The sequence below is a fragment of the Coleofasciculus sp. FACHB-1120 genome (genome assembly GCF_014698845.1).
GTDB lineage: Bacteria > Cyanobacteriota > Cyanobacteriia > Cyanobacteriales > FACHB-T130 > FACHB-T130.
Genome location: NZ_JACJTV010000003.1, coordinates 281,083 through 304,773 on the forward strand (window position 1 = coordinate 281,083; position 23,691 = coordinate 304,773).

Here is a 23,691-nt window from a genome sequence, read left to right on the forward strand (position 1 = left end):
GGGTTTAGTTCAAGGGTCAGTTTCTATAAAACCGACTCTGGATGGAACCCACTCCGACAATCCCTTTCCCCTCTCTGACTCCTGTGGCTTTAACTGTATCTGCTGCGAATTCCCCTGCCCTAAACAACCCTGTTGGACGGCAGTCCTGGCCTGGACTGATTGAGGCATACCGGCAATATCTGCCAGTAACGGACACAACGCCGGTCGTGACACTGCTTGAAGGCAATACCCCCCTGATCCCGGTTCCTGCGATCGCTCAGATTGTGGGAAAACAGGTGCGCGTTTTGGTGAAGTATGATGGTCTCAATCCTACTGGTAGCTTCAAAGACCGGGGGATGACGATGGCAATTTCTAAGGCAAAGGAAGCGGGTGCCAAAGCTGTCATTTGTGCCAGTACCGGCAATACTTCAGCGGCTGCTGCTGCTTATGCCCGTCGGGGCGGTATGCGGGCGTTTGTACTGATTCCCGATGGCTACGTGGCGCTAGGCAAGCTAGCCCAGGCGTTGCTGTATGGGGCGGAAGTTTTGGCAATTAAAGGAAATTTTGACCGGGCGCTAGAAATCGTGCGGGAGATGGCAGAAAGTTACCCGATCACGTTGGTGAACTCGGTAAATCCCTATCGCTTGGAAGGACAAAAAACTGCTGCTTTTGAAGTGGTAGAAGTGTTAGGGAATGCTCCCGATTGGCTGTGCATCCCCGTAGGAAATGCCGGAAATATTACTGCTTACTGGATGGGTTTTTGTGAATACCATCAGCAAGGTAAATGCGATCGCTTGCCCCGAATGATGGGATTTCAAGCGTCTGGCGCATCTCCCTTGGTTACAGGTCAGGCAGTGCCGAATCCAGAAACTCTGGCAACGGCGATTCGCATCGGCAACCCCGTTAACTGGGAACGCGCGATCGCGACTCAACAAGCCAGCATGGGTCAGTTCAACGCGGTGACAGACGCCGAAATTCTAGAAGCCTATCGTCTCTTGGCATCTGAAGAAGGTATTTTCTGCGAACCGGCGAGTGCGGCTTCCGTGGCTGGGTTGCTGAAAGTAAAAGATCAAGTGCCCGCAGGTGCTACCGTGGTGTGCGTCCTGACCGGGAATGGGTTAAAAGACCCCGATACGGCAATTAAACACAGCAAAAATTCATTTAAACAGGGTATTGAGCCAGATTTGGCAACCGTGGCTCAGGCAATGGGATTTTGAGCAGTTAGCCTCGGTTTCATCGGTTATTCTTAGCGTGTGCGCTCCCTCCAAGCCTCCCTTATCAAGGCGGCAAGGGAGGGAATCTAAGTCTTGAAAAGCTTTTTGTTAAGCTTTTCGCCGGGGATTATGCCCCTCCTCTTCTTGTGAAGACGGAGGGGTTTGTTTGTTGTTTTTGCTAGCTTGAGTTGTCACCCCTACCCACTGACCGCGAGGAACCGACTGACCTGAATTTGCTGCTGGTTGGCGGGTTATACGCTCTCGGCTGAGCCGATCGAGGGTATCCCCAATCGCCGTAGTTAAACTTCTGCGGGTTTGTGCATGGTTGGTCTGCTCAGATTTTAAAGCCTGGGTAAGGCGATCGCGCTCAACCATCGCCTCGGTTAGTTTTGCTTTTAAGTCCTCCAGATTTTCTAGTTGTTCTACTTCGGCACGAACCGCCTCCACAGCACCCGGATTGTCCTCTGTGGATTGCGGTGAACTCTGGAGTTGTCGTAGTTGGCTAGCGAGCTTTTCAATCTGTTGTTGAGCTAGCTTTGCCTCAGTTCGGCGTTGTTGTGCTTCTGTGGTATACAGTTGACGCCAGTTTGCCGCACTTTCCAAAGCAACATCCCGATCGCGCTCTAACTCTGCTACCTGCTGTTTCAGCGTCTTAATTTCAGCCAACCACTGCGCTACCTCGTGGGCCATTAAAAACCACTCCTCATCGATTACAACGATCAATTTTTAACAAAATTTGCCGATTTGTCATAGACGCTATGGATAGTTTGACAAAACCTCTGTAACCTTAGTAGTTGATTTGGCACAGTATAAAAAACGTTGTATACAGAATTAAACAATAATGCGCTCGTTCTTAGCCTCAATCCGTTTTTTCCGTTTCTTTCGACATTTAAGCTGGACAACCTTAAAGAAAACCTTCCAGCGCGTAGGTCAACGGCGGTTAACGGGGCTTTCGGCAGAAATGGCATACAACGCCATGTTAGCTTTGTTTCCAGCTATTTTGGCAATCTTGACTGCAATCGGTCTGTTTCAATCCTCAACAGACACTTTTGAAGGGTTAGCGAAGCAATTAGGTGAAATTGCCCCTAAAGAAGCTCTTTTCCTCATAGAAGGTTTTGCCCACGAAATCAGTCAATCGCAAAATCAAGGGCTGTTTTCCCTCAGCTTTGTTGCCGCTATTTGGGCTTCTTCTGGGGCGTTGAGTGCTGCTATGACCGCCCTCGATCAAATCCATCAGATTCCGCCAGAAAGAACACGACCTTTTTGGAAAGCCAAGTTAATTTCTATTGCTCTGACGATTGGCACCATTGTGCTACTGATCATTGCTTCCTTTTTAGTGTTTATTAGCGACTTGATTGTGAAGCTATTAATCAGCCAAAGTGGACTATTGGAATTGTTGAGTATTTGGCGGCTTTTGAGCTGGCCTTTGGCATTAGGCATCGTCGCCTCAGCTTTTGCCTTCATCTATCGTTATGGTCCCAGCCGCTGGGTTGCCGGAACTCCCATCATGCCAGGCGCAATAGTGGCGGCGGTATCCTGGGCTATCATATCAGCTTTGTTTCGGCTTTACGTCTCTAACTTTGGTAATTACAACAAAGCCTATGGCGCAGTGGGTGCCGTTATTGTTTTAATGTTATGGCTGTATATGAGTTCTCTGGTACTGCTGATTGGCGATCAGTTAAACGTTACGGTGGGAGAGTCTATGCGGCACCGCAGCAAGGGGAAATTAGCCTCTTTAGAGGCAGAGTCTGCACCAGAATCAAAAGCTGGGTAAATCAAGATTTAAACTTTTTCTGGGTACTTGATGGAGGGAACTTTCGGTGTTTCCTCCTCAATGCGGATTTGCACTTCTTTGACATAGGAACTCATGTAAGACATCAGTGCATAGATGAAGACAACAACACCCACCATCTCTAAACACTCTTCCAGACTTGACATCAGCATATATACGATTGCCTCTACTGTCTGTTTGGTTGAGGTAGCTCCCCAAATTAAACGACCATAGTTAGATACGTAAAAACCACTCACTAGCTCCATGCCAATCGAGCCTCCAACAAAGAAAGTTCCGGCAATCAGAAATAAACGCCGTGTCTTTGCAGGAAGATGGGCGAGAAATTTCAAAAAGAATAGCAAGACAAGAACTACAAAAGCGATGCCGAAAATTACCCAGGTATAGTATAAAAATCCGGTAGCCTTAAATGTATCTCGAAGTGGCTCAATCGTCTTTTCATGGAAACTTAGCCATTCGTCTGCCGATAGAAAGAGAAAAAGAACCGACAGAGTGCCCCAGTGGAACGTATAGCCATCGCTTTCAGTTTTCTTTGCGTAGGTAATAACCGCTAGCAAAATTGAACAAAGTAATAACAGCGATGCTGAAAACAATGCCGGAAAATTTTTCTCGCGATCGATGTTGAATAGCTCTACTAATTTATTTAACCATAAGAGCTTATAGCCTTGCTGGTACAGGAAATGCCTTGTTAACTGGCTGGCAAGGCTGGCAAAGATGAACCCCGTTACTACAAAAGTCAAAAATTTCCTAGCTTTCTTTGGAGAGATGAAAAACTGCATTTTGAAACCTCTCTTAAAAAATTTAAGCTCGGTAAAACGGAGGATTTAAAAATCCCCCTGATTTTTAAAGGGCTATTTGAGTGCTAATGGCGATTAAGAAGTAGAAGTGTACGATTTCTCCGCTAGCGGCGATCTCCAGCAAAAATTACACGAGTTCCGCTCGTGTTTTTGTAGAAACCACACGTAGAATAATTAAGGATAAGTTAATGATAGATTAAGTAAGATTTAACAAGATGTCAAGCCTAAGTCTGATGTCTAACGAAGTTTGGGCACCAGCACCCAAAAGCTTTTCTAAGTTTGTTTCTCAGAAAAATTGGTATAAATCATAAAAACTGAGCTTTACCCAAAGCAAAAACCACCTTCTACTTTTGGGTAGAAGGTGGTTTGAGAAAGTAATTAAAAGTGGAGCCTACGGGAATCGAACCCGTGTCCAAATTGGGTATTAACCTATCGCTCATTCACAGGTTTAGCCTATCTAATCCTCAAGGCGGGAACCATCCATTATCCCGGATGACAGGATTCTCTGATGAGGTCTTAGCTAGCAAATCTACCAGAGACGACTTGCTATTGCATCCGTTGGGGTTGTTCTGTAGCCCTTAACGGAGTCAGACTACAGACGCTCAGAAACCTAAGATGAGGTTTTTAGGCAACGACAGCTGCCTGACGAGCGAATGCTACGATGTTGTTTTTCGCAGTTACTTTTTTTTGAGTCCAGTATTAACGAGAGAAGACTCACTCTCGACCTGAATCACGGGGCAGCGTTCGCCAACCTGTCGAAACCATGAAGGCCCCCTGTCTTACATATCCTATTATAGTTATTTGTTGAAAGAGTGGCTGGAGATAGGAAGATTTCCAGAGAGATTTTCGGGGTGTAATAGCCGAACGATTAAGTTCGGTTTAATCGGCGTTGGCATTCCAGTTGGCATTCCAGATTTAGAGGGAAACGCGATCACTGCCAACTGTGCAAACGTGTGATACAAGCAGTCGCTAATTATCCTTCTGCTTGTCTTGCTTTTCCGCTTTCTCTGGTTTATCCCGCTTGTCCAGTTTGTCCGGTTTAGACTTCTTTTCCGATTCCGGTTGGGATGGAGTTTCTAGTTTTGGTTTTGTAATGGGCACAACCACTGAACTCGGCGGTGCGGAAGCCTCTGGTGCAGAAGATGAGGGTGCCGGATTCGTCGGCTTTTGATCGCTACGAGGGAATGGCGGCGTTATCTCCGAAGCGGGAGGAGGCTGTGGAGTGGCAGCCGGGGCGGGTGGTGGCTGTTCCGAAGCGGGAGAAGATTGTGAATTGGTAGCAGCCGGTGGGGTTTGTTCGGATGTAGGAACCGGCTGTTTTCGCTCCTGAGGTTCTATTTCTGCCTGTCCAGCGTTCTTGTTCGTCTCACCATTCGATTGCGGCTTGTTCGAGTTAGAGGAGTTCGATGAAGCGTTGGATGCTGGAACATTCCGGTTAACGCGCTGTTGCTGAGATTTTCTGCGGAAGGATTTTTGAACTTCAACGGGTTTCCGTTCAGACTCAGCAGAGGTGCTATTGATTTTCTCTATGGGTTCGGGAGTGACAGTTAGCGGCTCTTGCGGCTGATTTTGCGGCTGGGAAACCGGGGCAACAGAGGAGGCGTCGGGCGGTTGAGACTGACGCCCGACAAAACTCAACGCGATCGCTAAACCGGATGCGATCGCGACTCCTGTCGCAATGAAAAGACTGCGGGGACTTCGGAAGGTGGAAGGACGGGATTGATGGTTTCTGGCTTCTGAGACGGGCGATGCGATCGCGTTTCCATTTCTTGAACCCGAATTTTTTCCCGCCAAAGCTTCGCCTCTAGGCGGTGACATGGGGATAACCGGCACAGTTGCCGCTGTATGAGTTGGAGGCATTATTTCGGCAACGGAACCTGCAAACTGAAGATCCGGCAACAGAGACAGCCATTCATCCACACTGCCGGGTCGATATTGAGCATCCACAGCCATCCCGCGCATCACTGCCTGATTTATCGCCGGACTCAGGTAAGGTTTCAAGTCGCGCGGTGCTGGCATCGGTTGCCTGTCTCTGAGTACCGCAGGCGTCGGAACTGTTGCCGTTAAAAGCGCGTAAAGTGTGGAGGCTAACCCATAAACATCCGTCGCTGGGGTGCGCTTTGCTTGGGGTAGGTACTGCTCAATGGGGGCATACCCTTCAGAAACAATACTTGTGTGAGTTTGGGTTGAGTCTGGCGTAAACTCCCGCGAAATCCCAAAGTCAATCAGCACCACCTCTTGAGTTCCTTGGCGCAGAATGATGTTCTGGGGCTTGATATCCCGATGCAGCAGATTATTTTGATGCACCACTTTGACTGCTGCCCCAATCTGCTGCATGAAGTGGATAGCAGCGGACTCTGGCAGAGGTTTGTCCGGAAACACGACCTCTTGCAAAGTTTGACCAGCAATATAGTCCATTACCAGGTAGGGCAACCCAGCTTCCAAAAAGAAATCGTTAACCCGAACGATATTGGGATGGACGCACAACGCCAAACGTCTTGCTTCATCCTGAAACTGACGTCCAAATCGGGCAAAGTCAGGATGCCGACAGAGGGAATCGTTGAGCGTTTTAATGACTACAGGTTGACCCAAGTAGTGGTGGGTGGCTTGAAAGGTAACGCCAAAGCCACCCCGTCCCAGTTCTCGATCGAGAGTGTATTTGCCACCCTGCAAAGTTTTGCCAACTAGCGTGTCCATGCAATCACCAAGAATGAAGGATGAGCTAATTTGAACTCATTTAAATTTCTCTTCCTTCCGATGTTAGAACCTTTGACCGATCCCGAATTGGAGTCGGCTTTCACCGTGGTCGTTGATGCCAAAGTCAGCCCTGAGCAAGCCAATCGGGGACTGGACGCGCACACCAGCTCCGTAGCCGAAGCCAGTTCCTTGTTTGCCACGAACGGTTCCAGGTTCTCCCGGCACCGTATCGCCAGAGCCTAAGTCGGAGCCGAAGTCAGCGAATAAAACGCCACCTACCGGCTTAAAAACTGGGAAGCGATACTCGGCAGAGGCTAACACATAGCTGCGACCGCTGGCAACATCACCACTTCCGTAGCCCCGTACAGAATTGATGCCACCGAGATTAAAGGCTTCATAGGGCGGGAGATTACCGATGGTTGTGCCTCCCTGCACGTTGAAGGCTAATACATCTGGAGTTGCACCGTTGGTTAAATTAAAGGGTATGTACTGGCTGTAGTTTGCCTTAACCCGGTTCATCAAAATACTGCCGTTCCCAACCGGGATCGATTGTTCTGTACTGAGACTGACAACCGAGCCTTTCGTTGGGTTAATCGGATTGTCTCGTTTATCTTGTGCGATCCCAGCAGACACAGAAACTTTGTCGTCGATACCGTTTTGGCTATAGGAAAGGCGATTTCCTAATTCATCTACGGGTGAGAGATTGCCTTTACTATCGCGGATACTGGTGCGGGTGTAGTTCACTCCTACCGATGCCTGCACATCGCCCACAGGTTTCGTGAAGGTGACACCGCCGCCAAACTGCCCTTCCCGAACTTTGTCCCCATTTGGCAACTTGACATCTTCATTAAAGGTTTCGGAAAGTTGCCGCTGTCGAGATGCCTCGATACTATATCCAGGGCGGTCTGGATTGCTGGCGCGATAGGGGCTGGTAACATTCCCATTAAACTGTAAGTCGCTGCGGCTTGCTTGGACATTCAAACCCACCTGCTGGTTAATGCCCCCGAAATTCTGGTCTTTATAATTAATGCTGCCGAAGATGCCACTGTTCTCGCTGTAACCGCCACCGACGTTGACGGCGCGGGAAGTGCGTTCGGTAAGGTCGTAGCTAACGTCAACTTTTCGAGAATCGCCACTGAGAGAAACATCCGCGTTCTCAAACAGCCCTAACTGATACAGCCGTTGCAAGTCTGTCCGTGCCGCATCGACCCGGAAAGGTTGACCCGGCTTCAGTTTTAACTCCTGACGGACGAAATTTTCTTGGGTGCGTCCTTTGGTTGGCTTTCCCTCACTGTCTAAAAAGCGGATTTTCACATCCCCAACGGTGCCCTCAGCAACTTCAATGGTGACGACCCCATCCCGGCTGGGTTGTACGGCTAGCACTTGTGCTGCCACATAACCATTTTGCTTGTACCATTGGTTGATTTGTTCGGCACTTTGGTTGAGGAGATTGGGGCTAATTTTTGTCCCCAGTTGGGATTTGAAAAGGTCATTGGCAACTGCTGGGGTCAAGGCTTGGGCACCGGAAAGTTTGAGCGATCGCACCACTAGGGGTTTCACCTCGAAGACTGTCCTCAGTCCATTTGGCTCGGTATAACTGGTTACGTTGGCATCAGTAAATAGCCCGGTCGCTAAAATCGCGGTCACATCCTTTTGCAGCTGGCTTTGAGTGGTATCGCCGCCCGGACGAGTTTTAATTGTTTGACGGACAATTTGCTGCAACTCTGGTGTTGCTCCCGCTACCTCAATATCTGTTGCGGTTACGACCAAATCTGGTGAATTGATAGAGCTAGCAGGCGCTTTTGGGGGAACGCGAGTCGTCTGCGTAAATTGAGGCAGTGTCCGGGTTTCGGGTGCAGCAATGGCTCTCGCGGGGCGGGTAGTGACAGAATTAACTGGAACAACTACCTGGCTATTGACGGGTTGTTGAGCTGGCGCGGATGACCGGCGCGTACCCGAAGTAACCGGGACAACTACCTGAGCATCTGCTATTTTTTGAGTTGCGGCTGTTGAGGAGGGCACATCGGAAGTGACTGGGACAACGACAACTTCTTCAGCGTTTGGTGTCTGGGTCGGGGTGGTAGAAGTTGTACTCGCGCTAGCAAGGGAACCGAGATCGCTTGCAGCCAAAACCGCTAAGGTACAAATAGCTAGAGAAGGAACGCGCATTATAGAAAACCAGGGAGAGAGAGGAGGAGAAGGAGATTGCATACAGATATCCAGCGAAATGGTATAAGACGGTAGCTAGTGTAAAATCGCTAATTGCTTATCGCTTATGAGGTTTTGTTAAATTTGACACTCGCTATTGCCTTCTGGTTCCATTCGTCGATTTTGAATTTTGAAATTTCTCCCTGGCTTCTCTGGAGCAAGGAAGGTTGGATTTTGGATTGGCGATGGAGAAACAATCGAAAATCTAAAATCTGTGGAGGTCTGGGATGAGGGTACTGTGCCTCAGCAATGGTCATGGGGAGGACATTATTGCCGTCCGGATTTTGCAAGAACTTCAGCAACAGTCTCATTCTTTGGAACTAGCAGCCTTGCCATTGGTGGGTGATGGGCGAGCTTACGCTGAGTTAGATATCCCCATCATTAGTCACGTGCAAACGATGCCCTCCGGTGGCTTTATCTATATGGATGGGCGTCAACTAGTGCGAGATGTACAGGGCGGTTTACTACAGCTCACCCTCGCCCAGCATCGTGCGATCCGAAAGTGGGCGTCCCCAGGCAGACCCAAGGAGCGAAGCAGAGGGGTCATCCTGGCGGTGGGGGATATTGTCCCGCTATTGTTTGGCTGGTTAAGCGGTGTTCCCTATGCTTTTGTGGGTACGGCTAAATCAGAATATTATTTGCGAGATGAAGCGGGGCCATTGCCACGGCGCGACCAAAGAGGGCGCTGGGAAGGTTGGTCTGGGTCGGTTTACTTGCCTTGGGAACGTTGGCTGATGAGTCAACGGCGTTGTAAAGCGGTGTTTCCTAGAGATGGGCTGACAACTCAGATGTTAAAGAAGTGGTCTATCCCGGCGTTTGATTTAGGGAACCCGATGATGGATGGCCTGCAACCACCCAGACCAAAAGCAATATTTTATTCGTCAAATGCTGAACAAGAAGAGATGAGGCGATCGCTAATGGTGGCGCTGCTTCCCGGTTCTAGACCTCCAGAAGCTTATGCCAATTGGCAGCAAATTATGCAAGCTTGTGTGGGGTTAATGCAGGCGTTTGCACCTCGACCCGTCCTATTTCTGGGCGCGATCGCACTTGGGTTAAATTTAGACCCTTTGTGCCAAACCCTTGAAGCTCAGGGTTGGCGAGAATCCAATGCACCGAGAGAAAGTGAGAAATCTCCTTTACCAATTTCTGACCCAGAAGCCCTAACTTTTACGAAAGATAATGGCACTCTGATTCTGACTCAGCACGCTTATAACGATTGTTTGAATCAAGCAGATTTAGCGATCGCAATGGCTGGTACAGCAACTGAGCAGTTTGTTGGATTGGGGAAACCCGCGATCGCGATTCCAGGAGAAGGTCCTCAGTTTACCTACGCCTTTGCCGAAGCTCAATCTCGCCTGCTGGGCCCTTCCCTGATTTTGGTAGAACAACCCGCTAAAGTTGCCGGGGTTGTGCAATATTTATTACACGATCCCGATCGGCTACAACTAATTGCTGAAAATGGTCGCCGCCGCATGGGGGAAGCAGGAGCTGCGGAGCGGATTGCTGCTTGTGTAATGGAACGTTTGTTGGGTTTTTACATTTGACCTTAGGTTCAATTCTTGCGATTTCTCAGTGGCAGTAGGGGAGCAAAATTGTTCCTCCCCTACGCTTCCTCAGCTTTGTTGAAAGGAATGATTAGCCAACTTATACTCAATCCGTTTATTCATTGAGTTGATGTCCAAACTATAATAGAGAATAGAGGATAAGTTTCTTTAAGAAGAGATTGCTTGGCTTAAGCAAATAAAATTTTAGGTTTGGGTTCATCCAGCCATTGATTAGAGAGGGATCAAAATCCATGTACAAGATAGGTGTATTGGATGATGATGAAAATTGGTGTTTGATTGTAGAGCGCTTTTTACGAAAAGATTTTGAAGTTCATATTTATAAAACAGTTTTTACATTTTTACAAGAAATAGAAAGTTACGATTTACTGATTATCGATTTTTCTCTTCCACCGGCTCCTTATGAAAAAGGCATGGATGGTTGCGAGATTATCAATCATATAAAAGACAAGTTGATAAATCCTCCTTTATTAGTTTTAGCAACCGGATTTATTAGTGCCAACGAGTTAGAGTTCGGTCGGGAAATTTGTCCAGAAGCAGATGCTTTTTTAGCGAAAGATGCAGGATTAGATATCATTTTGAATCAAATCAAACAGCTGCTAGATTCTAAAAATCGTGATGCATCTAATCGAGCGATCGCAAATCCACCCAGTTAGATGCCTCATGACTCAATAAACGCTAAATTTCCCGTTCGTATTCGCTTGATAAACTACATTGTACAGACAGGGAAAAGTGAAAAAGCGTGCTTAGATATTCTTGACCAACACTCCGATTTCCCGCTGGATCGGCAGCACGTCTAAAATATCGGTTTGAGAGCAATATTTTAGGTCTTCTTGACAGTCGAGGCGTAACAGGCGTTGACCGTGACTGGCGTGGTGGAACAACTCTAGTAAATTATTGTGCCACTGCTGGTAAAGAGCGATCGCAGCACATCCTTCATCATTCGCTAATTCTAGCGACCCTTTTTCTTGCAAAGAATGAGCAATCGCACCTGCACACACCGTATCCTCCAGGGAAAAACTACCTTCCCAACCCGATCCCAGCAGCCAAACCGTCTCCGGCTGCTTGCTGAGAACGTATTCCACCACTGCTTGACGATTCACCAGCGCTGCTGCCAGAACCACTGGAGCCTTCTGTACTCGTGTTAGGGCGCGAGTGCCATTCGTAGTACTGATAAATAACCGCCGTCCCTGTACGTGCTCTGGCGTACAATCTAGGGGAGAATTGCCCAAATCGCAGCCAGACACTTTAGCACCGCCTCGTTCACCGGCACGCAACCGGAGATCGGCTTGCCACTGTTCGCTGACTTGCATCAAAGTTTCCATATCGCTGAAGACTTGGACAGCCTCAGCACCCGCATTCAGGGCGGTGGCGATAGTAGTCGTGGCGCGGAGTACGTCGATAGCGATCGCGCAATCCGGTACGCTGTCGGAGGGCGTCAATTCGGGTGTGTGGTAGACAAATAACTTCACAATTAAGCTTTTACCTGCAATCAAAACTATTGACTTAACATTTTAGGGAGCATTAGGTACAAAAGCTTACCAATTAGTTAAACCGCCGAAAGGCGTGCTAACGCATCCTTCATGGTGGGTGGTAACTGGCGCATAATCTTACCCTTCTCTCGATCTACTACCACTAACGTGACTTTGGCAGTGACGTACAACTCTTGCCCATCGGTAGATTGAATCTGATAATCCCAATTGATGCGGACGCCCTCAGTATCTGCCATGCGCGTCTTCAGCACAGCACTCATTCCCATCCGCAAAGGGCGGTGGTAGCGCACCGAAAGATCCACAACTGGCATATCGCATCCCAAGGCAACTAAATCTGCAAATTCGATGCCAATCGAGCGCAAGCATTCCATCCGCGCTTCCTCCATCCAGGCAATATACGAGCCATGCCAGACAATCCCTGCATAGTCAGTATGGTGAGGATGCGCTTTGACTGGGTATTCAAACCAGTTCTCTGTCGTAGCTGTTAGAGATACGCTTTCAATCGCGCCCGTCGGTGGCAGTGATGGCGAGGTTTGTGGTTCTTCTGACACGTTGCCTATCGTCCTCAGTACACCTAGAGGATTGTACCTCTAGACTGAGCGCGATCGCCTCCGGAGATCCTCAGATGACTCTTCTGCCTGCGAGAGGGCTATTCTCAGTGCGATTCTTCCGTAACAAGCGATCGCAAGCGTGGATCTCTTCCGGTAGCATAGAAATTTTCTGCTTGCCAACCGTGATTTCCTCAGAAAGCATCTGCTTTTTGCCGATTTCTTACTGATGAAATGACCAATTTCTAAGCCAGCCATCTGCTAAACCGCTTGTGGAGGAGTTGCCAAATGCATCGTCGTGTCTATCACCTCAGTCTTCTCACGATTACCCTGCTTCTTACCCTTCACCCTTCATCCTTGATCCTTGATCCTTCTGAAAGCGCTTTAGCACAGGCACCAACGTCTCAAGACCGAAAAACTGAAGCGGATCGACTTTTTCAACAAGGCGTACAGCAGTACCGGCTAGGGCAATACCCGAAGGCACTCGCTACCTATCAACGAGTGCTGGAGATACGCCAAAAACTGAACGATAAAACCGGAATCGGGCAAACTCTCAACCATTTGGGAGAGGTTTACAACTGGTTGCGGCAACATGACAAAGCTTTAGAAGTCTTGCAGCAAGCTTTGGTAATTCGTAGAGAATTAAAAGACCGTAGAGGAGAAGGGGAAACCTTAGATAACCTTGGCTTTGCTTACTATTTGAAACAGCAACAGGACAAAGCTTTAGAAACCTTCCAGGAAGCCTTGGTAATTCGTCGGGAAGTAGGAGACAAAGCAGGGGAAGGTCAAACCCTCAGTAATATTGGGCTGACTTATGCTTTTGGCTTACAGCAATATCCTAAAGGCTTAGAAAATTTACAGCAAGCACAGGTGATACACGAACAACTAGGGGATAAGTTCCAAGCAGGAATTACCTTGCGAAGAATCGGCAGGGTTTATGAGAGCCTGAAAGACTATCCCCGTGCTTTGGAATGGGGCGAGAAAGCGTTGGCTGTCAACCGAGAGGTAAAAAATCGTGCTAGTGAGGGCGAAAGCTTTATTGCCTTGGGAGACGCTTACTACTATTTAGAAAAATATGACCGCTTTTTAGAACTTTATCAGCAAGCATTGCCCGTGATTCAAGAAGCGGGAATTCGCTCATTAGAGGCTAGTGTTCTCTTCTGGATGGGAGATGCTTACAGAAATCTGAAACAATACGATCGAGCGCTTGAGTTTTACCAGCAAGCACTGCCAATTGAGCGAGAAGCCAATAATAAGTCACAAGAAGCTACCATTCTCACCTCAATAGGAATTTCTTACTTCTTTCAAAATCAATACGATCGCGCTATTGAATTTTACCAACAAGCACTGAATATTGGGCGAGAAATTCTAAATAACAAATCGCAAGAAGCTAAGCTTCTCTCTCTGATAGGAAGCGCTTACTATTTGCAAAGCAATAGCGATCGCGCAATTGAATTTCACCAGCAAGCATTAGCTATTCACCGAGGAATCAAGGATGAACCAGCGCAATTAGAAAGCCTAATATTGCTAAGTGCAATATATAGCACAACAGCCATATTATCTCAAAACAGAGGGATATATTCTCAAGCAAAAGCAGATTATTCTCGCCTGATAGAGTTGGCACAGGAAGCTCTAACCCTTGCCAGAGAGTTGAAAAACCCAAAATCAGAAGCAGGTGCTTTAATTCATTTGGGAGCAGCTTACAGCTTTTTTCAAGACGAGCGAAAAGCGGTTGAAGTCGTACAACAAGCACTGAACATTGCGCGAGAGACCAAGGATTTAGGTATTGAAGACTCAGCTCTGACTCAGCTTGCCAGCATCTATAACACTCAGGATGACTCTCACAAATATATTGAAATTAGATTGCGACAAGTCGAAATTGCGCGACAGCAAAATAATAAACGGGGCGAGGCAGATGTTTTACTCACTATCGCCAGCACCTATAACGTACTTGGAGAAAATCAAAAGGCAGTTGAAACCTACCAGCAAGCATTAGCCGTAGCGCGACAAATCGAAATCGCTAAACTATTGCCAAATTTACAAGATAGCGCTTTAAGGATAGAGCCGAGTGCACTATCTGGCTTAAGCCTGAGTTACAGCAATCTTGGGGAATATGACAAAGCGATTGATTGGGCGCAACAGCTATTGAAGCGTGCACAAACCCTCCGTAAACCTGAATTAGAAGTAGACGCGCTGCTGCGGTTGGCTTTCTTATACAATGTACCTCTCAAAGATGTCCCGAAAGCCATTGAAGTCAGTCAGCAAGCCTTAACCATTGCGCGGCAAATCAAAGAATCCTCGCTTGAAGCAAAGGCACTGGCAAGCTTGAGCAGCGCTTACAACAAACAGGGAAACTATCCCTTAGCGCTGCAGTCGGCTGAGCAATGTTTAGCAATTGCCAAGCAGCTAGAAAACCCCCAACTAGAGCACAGTGCTTTGGATGTTCTTGAAGAAATTTACTCCAACCAAGGTAACTATCAAAAAGCGGTGGAGTTTGCTCAAGCTAGGTTGGCAGTAGTGCAAAAGGCAAAACTGAACACCTATGAAATCAGTGCTTTAACGTCTCTAAGCCAGAGTTATGGCTTGTTAGGTGATACTACCAAAGCCGTAGAAACAGCCAAGCAAGCCTTAACTTTAGCACAACAAAGACAAAATTCTGCTCGGGAAGCCCTAGCTTTAAATACTCTCAGCGACGCCTACCGAGTTCAAGGAGAATACGAACAGGGGATAGCAGTAGGACAAACGTCTTTGGAGATATCGCGCAAAAACAAAGATTTCATTGGAGAAGTAGCGGCGGCAACTAATCTTAGTGAAATGTATGAGGCGTTGGGAGAATACCAAAAAGTAATTGCAGTTGCAGAACCAGGTTTAGCACAGGCAAGGAAAATAAATAATCGCGAACAAGAAGCAGAGTTACTAATCAATTTAGGCAACGCTTACGGAATTATTGGCAAATCCACAGAAGGCAAACAGTTAGGAGAGCAAGGATTAGCAATTGCGCGAGAATTGAAAAATCGTAGGCTAGAATCTTATGCTTTAGCTCGATTGAGTAACCGCTACAAAGATTTAGGTGAATATCAGAAAACATGGGATTCACTTCAGCAAAGTTTGAAAATTGCCCGTGAAACTAATATTCCAGCAGCACAAACCTTCCCTCTAACTTCTCTGGGGATTGTTTATGCTGAGCTGGGGGATTATCAAAAAAGTAACGAATTCTATCAACAAGCACTGCCCATACTACGTCAACTCAAAAATCGCTTTAACGAAAGCCTGGTGCTGCTTTTTATCGCTCAAAACTATTTTGCCCAAGGTAATCCCCAAAAAACCATTGAATCCGCTCAAAAAGGATTAGCAATTGCTGGAGAAATTAAACAGCCACAAGTCCAAGCATTTGCTAATATCTTGCTGAGTCTTGGTTACGGGCAATTGGGTAATGACAAACAAGCAATGGAAGCTGGCCAAACTTGGTTGAATTTTGCTAGAAAAGTCCAAAATAAAGTTTGGGAAAAACAAGCTCTTACTTTGGTTGGACATATCCATCGCAAATTTAGACGCCAAGAAGAAGCCATTGAGGTATATCAGCAAGCACTTGCGATCGCAACAGATAATCAAGCTCCTGGCGCTGATGCTTTCATTTATTCAGGGTTAGCGCGTATCTATCAAGATTTAGATCAGTCAAGTGTTGCCATTACTTACTACAAGCAATCGGTTAACAAAATTGAGGAAGTCAGACGTGGTATCGAAGGCTTACCACAAGAGTTACAAAACTCTTTCTTGGATGCAACAGTTGATTTCGACAAGGTGAAAGTATCTGATATTTATCGTCAGTTAGCAGCCTTGTTGCTCTCCCAAGGACGGGATAAAGAAGCGCTGCAAGTGCAGCAACTATTGAGAGAGCAGGAAATTCGCGAAGCCATCAGTCCTAAAGGTGCTACGGGGGATAAACTTAATATTCCACTCTCTCCAACGGAGACAAAGATTCCTGCTCAAAGCGAGTCAATCATTGCCTTAGCAAGACAAATTAATGAATGCGATCGCACTAACTGTAGCAAACTTAAAGAGCTTACTACTCGCCGTACCTCTCTGATTGCTGAGTTTGACCAACAATTGCAGAAAATTGACCAAGAAATTCGCGCTAACCGTGCCAAAGATGACGCTTTCTTTGACCCAAACAAACTGGCAAAAGCTCAAGAAATTGTCGAAGCACAACCAGGCACGGTAATGATTTACCCTTTGGTGCTAGAAAATGAACTGTGGTTACAACTATATGTCCAAGAAGGTGCCGTCAAAACCGTTAAAGTTAACGTTGGCCGAAATGAATTAGGAAAGACGGTTAAAAAGTTTCGCGATTTAATGAAGGAGTGTGAGAAGGTTGCTCATTGTAGTTCTGCTGAAGCTACTAAAATACAAGCAGTTAGCCTAAAACTTTATAACTGGCTAATCAGAGATTTAGAGGTAGAACTTCAGAACAAGAATAACCAGGTAAAAAACTTGGTCTTTGCTCTTGATAGGGTGACGCGCTATATCCCTATGAGTGCCCTTTATGACGGAAAACAATATTTAATTGAAAAATACACCGTCTACAATGTATTGACAGAGGATACCGACACCCGCGACAAACTACCTGTCGGTACTCAAAATAGCCCTGTTTTGGCAATGGGATTGTCTGATGCTGTCTCTGGTTTCGGTTCTCTACCAAATGTGCCTGCTGAAATCGATGCAATTGTGCGTCAAGAAACCAAAAATAACCAGGGAATTTATCCAGGTCAAAAGTTCCTGAACCGTTCCTTTGATTTCGCTACCCTGCAAGATAACCTAAAGGGTTATAGAATTTTACACCTAGCGACTCATGGTGTATTTGTTCCGGATAGCGCGGATAAATCCTACCTCCTATTAGGAACCGGCGAACAACTCACGATTCCCCAGATAAAAACCTTAACCGGGTTAAGCAACATTCATTTGGTAGTATTGTCAGCTTGCCAAACCGCTTTGGCTGGCCCCCGTCAAGACGGCATAGAAATTGCTAGTATGGCTTACCACTTCTTAAACCGGGGCGCAAAGGCGGTGATGGCTTCCCTGTGGCTTGTGGACGATAGCAGTACCAGTTTCCTAATGCAGCAATTTTATAAAAATTTAGCCAACGGCACCTCTGAAAAACCGATGACCAAAGCGGAAGCACTGCGCCAAGCTCAACTCAATCTGCTACAAGGTAATGTCTCAACAGCAGCCAATAGCAATCCTCGTGGTGGCATTATTGTCGAACAAATACCTGGCTCTCGACCGCCGATAACCCCCAGCAACGGCTCAAAATTTTCTCACCCCTATTATTGGGCACCGTTTATTTTGATAGGAAATGGACTTTAAAGAGTTTTGAGTTTTGAGTTAAGACAGTAATACCAATCTAGTTAGAAGTGATTATGCCTCACATTAAGCGTCGTCAGTTTTTGCAGTTTGCTGGATCTACTTTGGCAACGCTGGGTTTGAGCCATCTGGATATTATGCAACAAGGCGATCGCTTTGGGAGGGCAATCGCTCAAGGAACGCCTCGGAAACTTGCCTTGCTGGTGGGGATTAATGCCTATCCAACAGCACCGTTGCGAGGATGCGTCACAGATGTCGAGTTGCAGCAGCAACTGCTGATTCACCGATTTGGCTTTAATCCGAAAGACATTCTGCTCGTAACTGATGGGCAGGCGACCCGTAAGGGCATCCTAAATGCCTTTGAAGAACACCTGATTAAACAAGCTAAAGCCGGTGATGTCGTGGTGTTTCACTTCTCTGGGCATGGTTCCCAAGTAACTGATCCCGACTGCGACTTCAAAGACCCGACGACAGGGAAATGTCTTAATAGTACCTTTGTGCCCATCGATAGTTCGCTGCCTACCGGATTTCCCAATGAAAGAGGCGTTGTCGAGGACATTATGGGGCACACCTTATTTTTGTTGATGGATGCCCTGAAGACCGAAAACGTGACCGCAGTGCTAGATAGCTGTCATTCAGGCGGCGGCAAACGGGGGAATTTAGTGGTGCGATCGCGTGATGGCGGTTCCCAACTCCAACCAGTTCCCGCCGAAATAGAATATCAGCAGCAATGGCGATCGCGCTTGAATCTCTCACCTGCTGAATTTGTGCGCCGCCGTCGTGAGGGTGTCGCCAAAGGTGTCGTCATCGCCTCCGCCAAGCGGGAACAGTATGCCGCAGATGCCCCCTTTAGCGACTTTTATGCCGGTGCTTTTACTTATTTAATGACTCAATATCTGTGGCAACAAACTGGCAGCGAATCTTTTGCCAGCGCCCTACCTAATATTGGTCGTAACACCACACGGATGTCATCTCGTCAAAACCCAGAATTTGAGGGGAAACCAGGCAGCAATAATCTCAAGCAACCCATTTACTTTGTTGGTCAACAGACGCCTCCAGCAGAAGCTGTAATCACTAAAGTAGAAGGCAACCAAGCGCAATTATGGCTAGGGGGACTCAACCCCCAAAGTTTAGCCGCCTTCGATCAAGATGCCATTCTGACCGTAGTAGACTCGCAAGGGCGCGAACAAGGAGCCGTGCAGTTAGAATCTCGTCAAGGCTTAATCGGGCGAGGTAAATTGTTAAATACTGCCAAACCCGGATCGTTGTTGCAGGAACGCACTCGCGGGATTCCCACTGATGTAACTTTAAAAATTGGTCTTGACCCCTCTTTAGGTGATGACACCGCCCAGGCGAAACAAGCTTTACAATCAATCAAGCGGATTGAAGCTCTACCTTTACAACAGCAAGAGCTGCAATACATCTTTGGAAGGATGAAGAGTAACGGCAGTTTAGGTTTATTTTCTCCAGCGATGGAGCCGATTTCTGGCTCCTTTGGTGCTGCCGGTGAAACCGTAGCCGATGCGGTCAGTCGCCTGCAAGCCAAACTGAAATCATTACTAGCAGCCAGGATTGTCAAACTCACTCTAAATACCAATTCATCGCGCCTAAACGTCAATGCTTCGATGAATCGAGCCGGTCAAAATGAAATTTTGGCTAGTGCTTTCACCGTTCGCGGTAGCGATCGCGGTATCGGTCAAGGAAGTTCTTCCAATAATTCTTCGGGGAATCTTCCCTCAGATTCTCGCAAATTACCAATCGGAACGTCAGTGCAGTTCCAGATTACTAATAACGAGCCACGCGATCTCTATTTCAGCGTCCTAGTCATTGACCCAGATGGAGAAATATCAGCGATCTTTCCGAATCAATGGACAGCAACCGATGATGTTACGCAGGTGAGGGCGGGGCAGACATTACAAATTCCTGGGACTGACGATCAATTTAACCTCGTCACCCAAGAACCCAAAGGAGTCGCAGAAGTCCTGATTGTCGCCAGTAGCACACCCCTACGAAAAGCCCTGCAAGCCCTGCGAAACCTAGCACCTTCGGATAAAAGAGGTCCCGTATCTCTTTCGGAGCCAACTCAAGTGATCGGCGATTTACTCGATGACCTCACAGAAGGCACGCGCGGCACCTCTGGAACCTCGTCACAAGGCATAAGCAACGTGGATACTACTCAGATGGCGGCGATGTCGATTACCTTTGAAGTTATTTGACCGTTCTGGAGAGAACACAAGGCAGTATCTTGAGAACCGAATCCACTTGGGCATGGGGGTTGAGTGTTTCAGTTTGAAAGATACTGCTAAAGATGGAAATCTGCTGTTTGAGCTAGCCCCGTAGCAGAGACCGTGATACCTTTAAAAATAATGTAAATATATTGCAATAATTAGGAGGGACTCAAAACGTCTCGCCTCGATACTGCTGTAGAAAACTCAACATCCCTAAAGGTTGAGTGCAAAGATTACAGTAATTTAGGATACAATTCTCTAATGAGAATCGCCCATCAGTATCGATTGCGCCCAACTCAGCAGCAGTTAGTTAGAATGAAGGAGTGGATAGGAGCGCTCAGATGGCAGTACAATTATAGGTTGGCTGAACGCTTTAACTGGTGGGAGCAAAAAGATTGCAACACCAACTGCTATTGCCAAAGCAGTTGTTTAATCGCATCAATTAAAGACAAGCCAGATTCTTGCAGCCAAAAGCGCAAATTTAAAAAAACAAACCCTTTATTTCCATCCGATAAAAGACTTTTTTTTGAGATATTACAAAACTGCATTGAGCAGCTGGCAATCCCTCGATACAATAGGAAAGCCCAGAAGCGGATTGAGCGGTTACAGCGTCAGTTGTCTCGCCAGAAACAGGGCAGTAAGTGTCGAGTTAAAGCTGTCCAGCAGATTAAATTGTCACCGTTAAATGTTGCAAACCAGCGTCAAAATTTTTACCAACAAGTTGCCAACTGGCTATTGAAGCAATTAATGGTGGTTGCCGATTGGGATTTGATCAACAAAAAACTCGCCGGGAGCAAATTGGCAAAGTTTGTTACAAGTGCTAGATGGCAACAATCCTTGTCTGTTTTGGCGCTCATCGGTGCTGGGAAGAAGCGCTATTTGGCGTTTAAATGCTTGATCGCAGGAAGGCATTTCTATGGGCTGATGCATCCATCTGACACGATTCCAGAAAATTCTATCTGTGAGGCGGAATTTTCCAAAACGCAGGTTGATAGATGGCTTTCCTATTCTGATGGCAGATTAGCTCTTAATCGAGATGAAAACGTTCTCAGGAAAATGAAGGAAAAGGTGGCGGTTATCCCATTAGGCTGTCGGATTAAGGTAGACCGAAAAACTCTCGCTAAAACGAGAACTCTCCAAATAAGCCGTAAGGTTGATTGGGAGAATCGGTCACTGAAGATCGGGTTTACTGCGGGCAGGCCAATTGGGCATCTGCTGTGCGAACAGATCAATCGGGCATCCGCTCTGCGATCGCAATTTTTGTTTAAAGAGATTTAAGTCTGGAGGTATTTTTCCATGTCTATCCGTTTGTATGTAGGCAACTTGCCCAAAGAAGAAGTAGACCGTCAAGAGTTACAAGCCCTGTTTGGGGACATGAGCGATTCTGTTTCCACCAAGGTAATTAAAGACCGGAAAACCGGCAAATGTCGGGGTTTTGCTTTTGTAACTGTGAAGACAGATGAACTAGCTGATGAAATTATTGAAAAGTTCAACGGTCAGATGTTCCAAGAAAGCCCTTTGAAAATAGAAAAGGCATTGCCAAGAGCGAAGGGTGAAGGGGAAGAAGAACCTCGTCCAGCCGCTCCAGCTCCGATCAAGGAAAGCGACAAAGCTGCCGGTGGCGGTGGCGGTAGCGCTCCTGCTCCTACTGGCGGCGGTGGCCGTCGTGGTGGCAGCAACAAGAAGTCACGGCGCTCTGAAGGGTCAACATCGAATGAATCAGATACCTTTCAACCAGATCCTCGCTGGGCGGGCGAATTGGCGAAGCTGAAGGAACTGTTGGCTGCTCAAAGCAATTAGTCATTAGTCATTAGTTATTAGTCAAGGACGCAAGACTAGCGACTAAAGACTAACGACTAACAGCTAATTACTTAGAGGGACTTGCAACCAGTCTTGCAGGTAGCTGCGTAGCTGCCTAGCAAATTCTGGTCGCTGCTGAAATCGTTCGGTGCGAACGGGCTTGCGATCTTGATCGAGAGTCCAGCCATAATCACTGCTTAGACGCAATTTGCCTTGCCAGTCTGCTACTGAGACAATCAGCTGACTTGCAGGGCTGTTGTCTAGCTCTAGAACCCGAAATACGTAGTTAAACGTATTCTGGGTGGCTGCGGCGACCGTAGAAGGCTGACCGTATTTGAGGTTGAGGCGCGATCGCACTTGTTCTATTAAGCCCGGTTGCTCTACTTCCTCCAAAGTTTTTACGGCTAAGGTTAGTGCAAAATAAAATTCTTCGACTGGAATAAATTCAAGCTGCATAGATTAGAAGTCAGTTGTACCAGGAAAGCATCTTACAGCATCTGGTTTTAACAGGTGCAGGGATCTGTGTAAGACAAAATCCTCAACGAGGACTTCCGAAAATCGAGCCGTTGCTGCTGCAAAGTTACCTGTGGCATTGCCAAGCCAAATCCCTGACCGTAATCAACCCCTATCTCGCAGCAGAACTCAATATCTTCCATTTCTTCAAGTCCCTCAGCAACGACTCGAATACCCAAGTTATGAGCAGAATTTACTAAACTTTTGAGCATCACCTGCTTGAGAGAATGCTGACTGCAACCATGTACTAACCGACGATCTATCTTGATCAGATCGGGACAAAACTCCATGAAGTAGTTATCTGGCGAAACACAGGCGCACAAATCATCCACAGCAATCCCAAACCCCATTTCTCGCAGGCGGTTGATGGTTTTCAAGAGTTTTGGGCAACTTACCAGCGCTTCTACTTCAGTTAATTCAAATACAATTTGTTCGGGCTGTAATCCTAGATCGAGAATTAGCTGGATGTTCTGCTCTAGAGATGCAGGATCTTTACTAATTACATTCGGTAATATATTGATAAAAAAGGTTTGATGACTCTTGGTAGCCGCAATTGATTGTAAACAGATTGTCCGAGCCAGTTCATCAAACTCGTAAGCTAATTTCGTTGAAAGAGCTGCTTCAATCAACTGATATCCGCTGAAGTTCCCTTCCCGATCATCTTTGGCGCGTGCCAAACATTCATAAGCGATTATTTCCCCGGATGATAAATTAAAAATAGGCTGATAGTGAAAAAATATTTGCTGCTTCGCTAAAATCTGAAAAAACCAAGCATATTTAACCGCCTGGGTAATCGTGCTAATCGGTTGCGCTTTTAAAAAATCTCCTAGTAAATTTTGATAATCGCGTGGCGATATTTCAATGGAAGATTCTCTCTGCTCAGTTCGCGTCAGGAAAAAGCGTGAGGAAGCTTGACTGGTTTCGGAGAGGACTTGGCTGATCTTGAGAAAAATATTAACTAATTCATGATTATTTACGGTTTGATAGAGAAGCTGAGGCATGGCAGGAAGCTCCTGAAACCCAATGCTGGATAGACAGCAGCTAGTTTCTTTGTCATCTGGTTGGATAACCAGATTAAGCGGATGAATCTGTGACATTACAGCAGAGACTACCAATTTTCTTCTAACGAATAAAGATATATCAACTCAGGGAATACCTTGTATCGATTGAAACTGTCTTCTATCTGAGGGTGTAATAGGTATTCCCAACGGTACTATAAGTTAGTTTTCTAAAAATGGGAAGCTCGTAGCAAACATTATTCGGTTCTAGGCTGCTGTCAAGAAGGTATGAGACGTTTTAGGCAATAACTTTGTCTTATCCATATCCAGGAACTTGTAGGCATCTTGAACCCGGCGCTTGGAACCACACAGCAAGCATACAAACAAAACATGCCGTGAGTAAGTTGCACAACCCTTGATTTTCGGTGATTCTGTGCTTTTCTGACTAGGAATACCGATCGCCACAGAATTTCATTCTGTGGGTTTGAGGGAAGAGGTGAGTAT

General features: G+C 46.7%; 17 protein-coding genes and 1 other RNA gene. 9 read left to right on the forward strand and 9 right to left on the reverse strand.

Annotation, left to right across the window (positions count from 1 at the left end; translation table 11 throughout):
- The first annotated feature begins 41 nt into the window (after nucleotides 1-41).
- Nucleotides 42-1,196 (forward strand): threonine synthase, encoded by a 1,155-nt coding sequence (thrC, locus tag H6H02_RS05015; RefSeq protein ID WP_190815252.1) that lies wholly within the window; start codon nucleotides 42-44, stop codon nucleotides 1,194-1,196.
- Between the two features lie 105 nt (nucleotides 1,197-1,301).
- Here thrC and H6H02_RS05020 read toward each other — a convergent pair whose 3' ends face one another.
- The gene (locus tag H6H02_RS05020; protein WP_206757263.1) at nucleotides 1,302-1,883 is read right to left on the reverse strand and encodes a hypothetical protein; all 582 of its coding nucleotides are present in this window, start codon (nucleotides 1,881-1,883) and stop codon (nucleotides 1,302-1,304) included.
- Between the two features lie 151 nt (nucleotides 1,884-2,034).
- On the opposite strand from H6H02_RS05020, the gene H6H02_RS05025 reads away from it, so the two are divergent.
- Nucleotides 2,035-2,967, forward strand: a complete 933-nt coding sequence (locus tag H6H02_RS05025; RefSeq protein WP_190815254.1) for a YihY/virulence factor BrkB family protein — start codon at nucleotides 2,035-2,037, stop codon at nucleotides 2,965-2,967.
- An 8-nt stretch (nucleotides 2,968-2,975) separates the two neighbouring features.
- Here H6H02_RS05025 and H6H02_RS05030 read toward each other — a convergent pair whose 3' ends face one another.
- From H6H02_RS05030 to H6H02_RS05045, 4 genes are all read right to left on the reverse strand, one after another.
- Nucleotides 2,976-3,722 (reverse strand): hypothetical protein, encoded by a 747-nt coding sequence (locus tag H6H02_RS05030; RefSeq protein ID WP_190815256.1) that lies wholly within the window; start codon nucleotides 3,720-3,722, stop codon nucleotides 2,976-2,978.
- A 439-nt stretch (nucleotides 3,723-4,161) separates the two neighbouring features.
- Nucleotides 4,162-4,553, reverse strand: a transfer-messenger RNA (tmRNA) gene (gene ssrA, locus H6H02_RS05035).
- 195 nt (nucleotides 4,554-4,748) lie between these two features.
- Entirely contained in the window at nucleotides 4,749-6,476 is a 1,728-nt protein-coding gene (locus H6H02_RS05040) for a serine/threonine-protein kinase (protein WP_190815258.1), read from the reverse strand.
- 63 nt (nucleotides 6,477-6,539) lie between these two features.
- Nucleotides 6,540-8,687, reverse strand: coding sequence for a BamA/TamA family outer membrane protein (locus H6H02_RS05045; protein WP_242040564.1), 2,148 nt, complete (start codon nucleotides 8,685-8,687; stop codon nucleotides 6,540-6,542).
- Between the two features lie 224 nt (nucleotides 8,688-8,911).
- On the opposite strand from H6H02_RS05045, the gene H6H02_RS05050 reads away from it, so the two are divergent.
- Both H6H02_RS05050 and H6H02_RS05055 read left to right on the forward strand, forming a co-directional pair.
- Nucleotides 8,912-10,228: a lipid-A-disaccharide synthase-related protein gene (locus H6H02_RS05050; RefSeq protein WP_190815260.1), complete on the forward strand. Its 1,317-nt coding sequence runs from the start codon at nucleotides 8,912-8,914 to the stop codon at nucleotides 10,226-10,228.
- A gap of 251 nt (nucleotides 10,229-10,479) precedes the next feature.
- Nucleotides 10,480-10,902, forward strand: coding sequence for a response regulator (locus H6H02_RS05055; RefSeq protein WP_190815262.1), 423 nt, complete (start codon nucleotides 10,480-10,482; stop codon nucleotides 10,900-10,902).
- Between the two features lie 90 nt (nucleotides 10,903-10,992).
- Here the strand turns inward: H6H02_RS05055 and H6H02_RS05060 are convergent, their stop codons facing one another.
- Nucleotides 10,993-11,718: a 2-phosphosulfolactate phosphatase family protein gene (locus H6H02_RS05060; protein WP_190815264.1), complete on the reverse strand. Its 726-nt coding sequence runs from the start codon at nucleotides 11,716-11,718 to the stop codon at nucleotides 10,993-10,995.
- 77 nt (nucleotides 11,719-11,795) lie between these two features.
- Nucleotides 11,796-12,290, reverse strand: a complete 495-nt coding sequence (locus H6H02_RS05065; protein ID WP_190815266.1) for a thioesterase family protein — start codon at nucleotides 12,288-12,290, stop codon at nucleotides 11,796-11,798.
- A gap of 74 nt (nucleotides 12,291-12,364) precedes the next feature.
- Between H6H02_RS05065 and H6H02_RS05070 the strand changes: the two genes are divergently transcribed.
- From H6H02_RS05070 to H6H02_RS05090, 5 genes are all read left to right on the forward strand, one after another.
- A complete protein-coding gene (locus H6H02_RS05070) occupies nucleotides 12,365-12,517 on the forward strand; it encodes a hypothetical protein (protein WP_190815268.1) in 153 nt (50 codons plus the stop codon).
- Nucleotides 12,518-12,575: 58 nt separating this feature from the next.
- Complete coding sequence (locus H6H02_RS05075) at nucleotides 12,576-17,651, forward strand: tetratricopeptide repeat protein (RefSeq protein WP_190815270.1); 5,076 nt, start codon at nucleotides 12,576-12,578, stop codon at nucleotides 17,649-17,651.
- A gap of 53 nt (nucleotides 17,652-17,704) precedes the next feature.
- Nucleotides 17,705-19,864, forward strand: a complete 2,160-nt coding sequence (locus H6H02_RS05080) for a caspase family protein (RefSeq protein ID WP_190815271.1) — start codon at nucleotides 17,705-17,707, stop codon at nucleotides 19,862-19,864.
- A gap of 273 nt (nucleotides 19,865-20,137) precedes the next feature.
- Entirely contained in the window at nucleotides 20,138-21,154 is a 1,017-nt protein-coding gene (locus tag H6H02_RS05085) for a helix-turn-helix domain-containing protein (protein ID WP_190815274.1), read from the forward strand.
- A gap of 18 nt (nucleotides 21,155-21,172) precedes the next feature.
- A complete protein-coding gene (locus H6H02_RS05090; protein WP_190815276.1) occupies nucleotides 21,173-21,676 on the forward strand; it encodes an RNA-binding protein in 504 nt (167 codons plus the stop codon).
- 63 nt (nucleotides 21,677-21,739) lie between these two features.
- On the opposite strand, the gene H6H02_RS05095 is transcribed toward H6H02_RS05090, so the two are convergent.
- Together H6H02_RS05095 and H6H02_RS05100 are read right to left on the reverse strand one after the other, a co-directional pair.
- On the reverse strand, nucleotides 21,740-22,132 hold the full coding sequence (locus H6H02_RS05095) for a hypothetical protein (RefSeq protein ID WP_190815277.1): 393 nt from the start codon (nucleotides 22,130-22,132) through the stop codon (nucleotides 21,740-21,742).
- Between the two features lie 47 nt (nucleotides 22,133-22,179).
- Entirely contained in the window at nucleotides 22,180-23,190 is a 1,011-nt protein-coding gene (locus H6H02_RS05100; RefSeq protein WP_242040565.1) for an EAL domain-containing protein, read from the reverse strand.
- Nucleotides 23,191-23,691 lie beyond the last annotated feature (501 nt).

Coding starts and splice junctions, on each gene's coding strand:
- H6H02_RS05050 (WP_190815260.1), top strand. CDS start 8,912: ATGAGGGTACTGTGCCTCAGCAATGGTCATGGGGAGGACATTATTGCC.
- H6H02_RS05040 (WP_190815258.1), bottom strand. CDS start 6,476: ATGGACACGCTAGTTGGCAAAACTTTGCAGGGTGGCAAATACACTCTC.
- H6H02_RS05025 (WP_190815254.1), top strand. CDS start 2,035: ATGCGCTCGTTCTTAGCCTCAATCCGTTTTTTCCGTTTCTTTCGACAT.
- H6H02_RS05020 (WP_206757263.1), bottom strand. CDS start 1,883: ATGGCCCACGAGGTAGCGCAGTGGTTGGCTGAAATTAAGACGCTGAAA.
- H6H02_RS05080 (WP_190815271.1), top strand. CDS start 17,705: ATGCCTCACATTAAGCGTCGTCAGTTTTTGCAGTTTGCTGGATCTACT.
- H6H02_RS05085 (WP_190815274.1), top strand. CDS start 20,138: ATGAGAATCGCCCATCAGTATCGATTGCGCCCAACTCAGCAGCAGTTA.
- H6H02_RS05070 (WP_190815268.1), top strand. CDS start 12,365: ATGACTCTTCTGCCTGCGAGAGGGCTATTCTCAGTGCGATTCTTCCGT.
- H6H02_RS05100 (WP_242040565.1), bottom strand. CDS start 23,190: ATGCCTCAGCTTCTCTATCAAACCGTAAATAATCATGAATTAGTTAAT.
- H6H02_RS05090 (WP_190815276.1), top strand. CDS start 21,173: ATGTCTATCCGTTTGTATGTAGGCAACTTGCCCAAAGAAGAAGTAGAC.
- thrC (WP_190815252.1), top strand. CDS start 42: ATGGAACCCACTCCGACAATCCCTTTCCCCTCTCTGACTCCTGTGGCT.
- H6H02_RS05055 (WP_190815262.1), top strand. CDS start 10,480: ATGTACAAGATAGGTGTATTGGATGATGATGAAAATTGGTGTTTGATT.
- H6H02_RS05045 (WP_242040564.1), bottom strand. CDS start 8,687: ATGCAATCTCCTTCTCCTCCTCTCTCTCCCTGGTTTTCTATAATGCGC.
- H6H02_RS05075 (WP_190815270.1), top strand. CDS start 12,576: ATGCATCGTCGTGTCTATCACCTCAGTCTTCTCACGATTACCCTGCTT.
- H6H02_RS05095 (WP_190815277.1), bottom strand. CDS start 22,132: ATGCAGCTTGAATTTATTCCAGTCGAAGAATTTTATTTTGCACTAACC.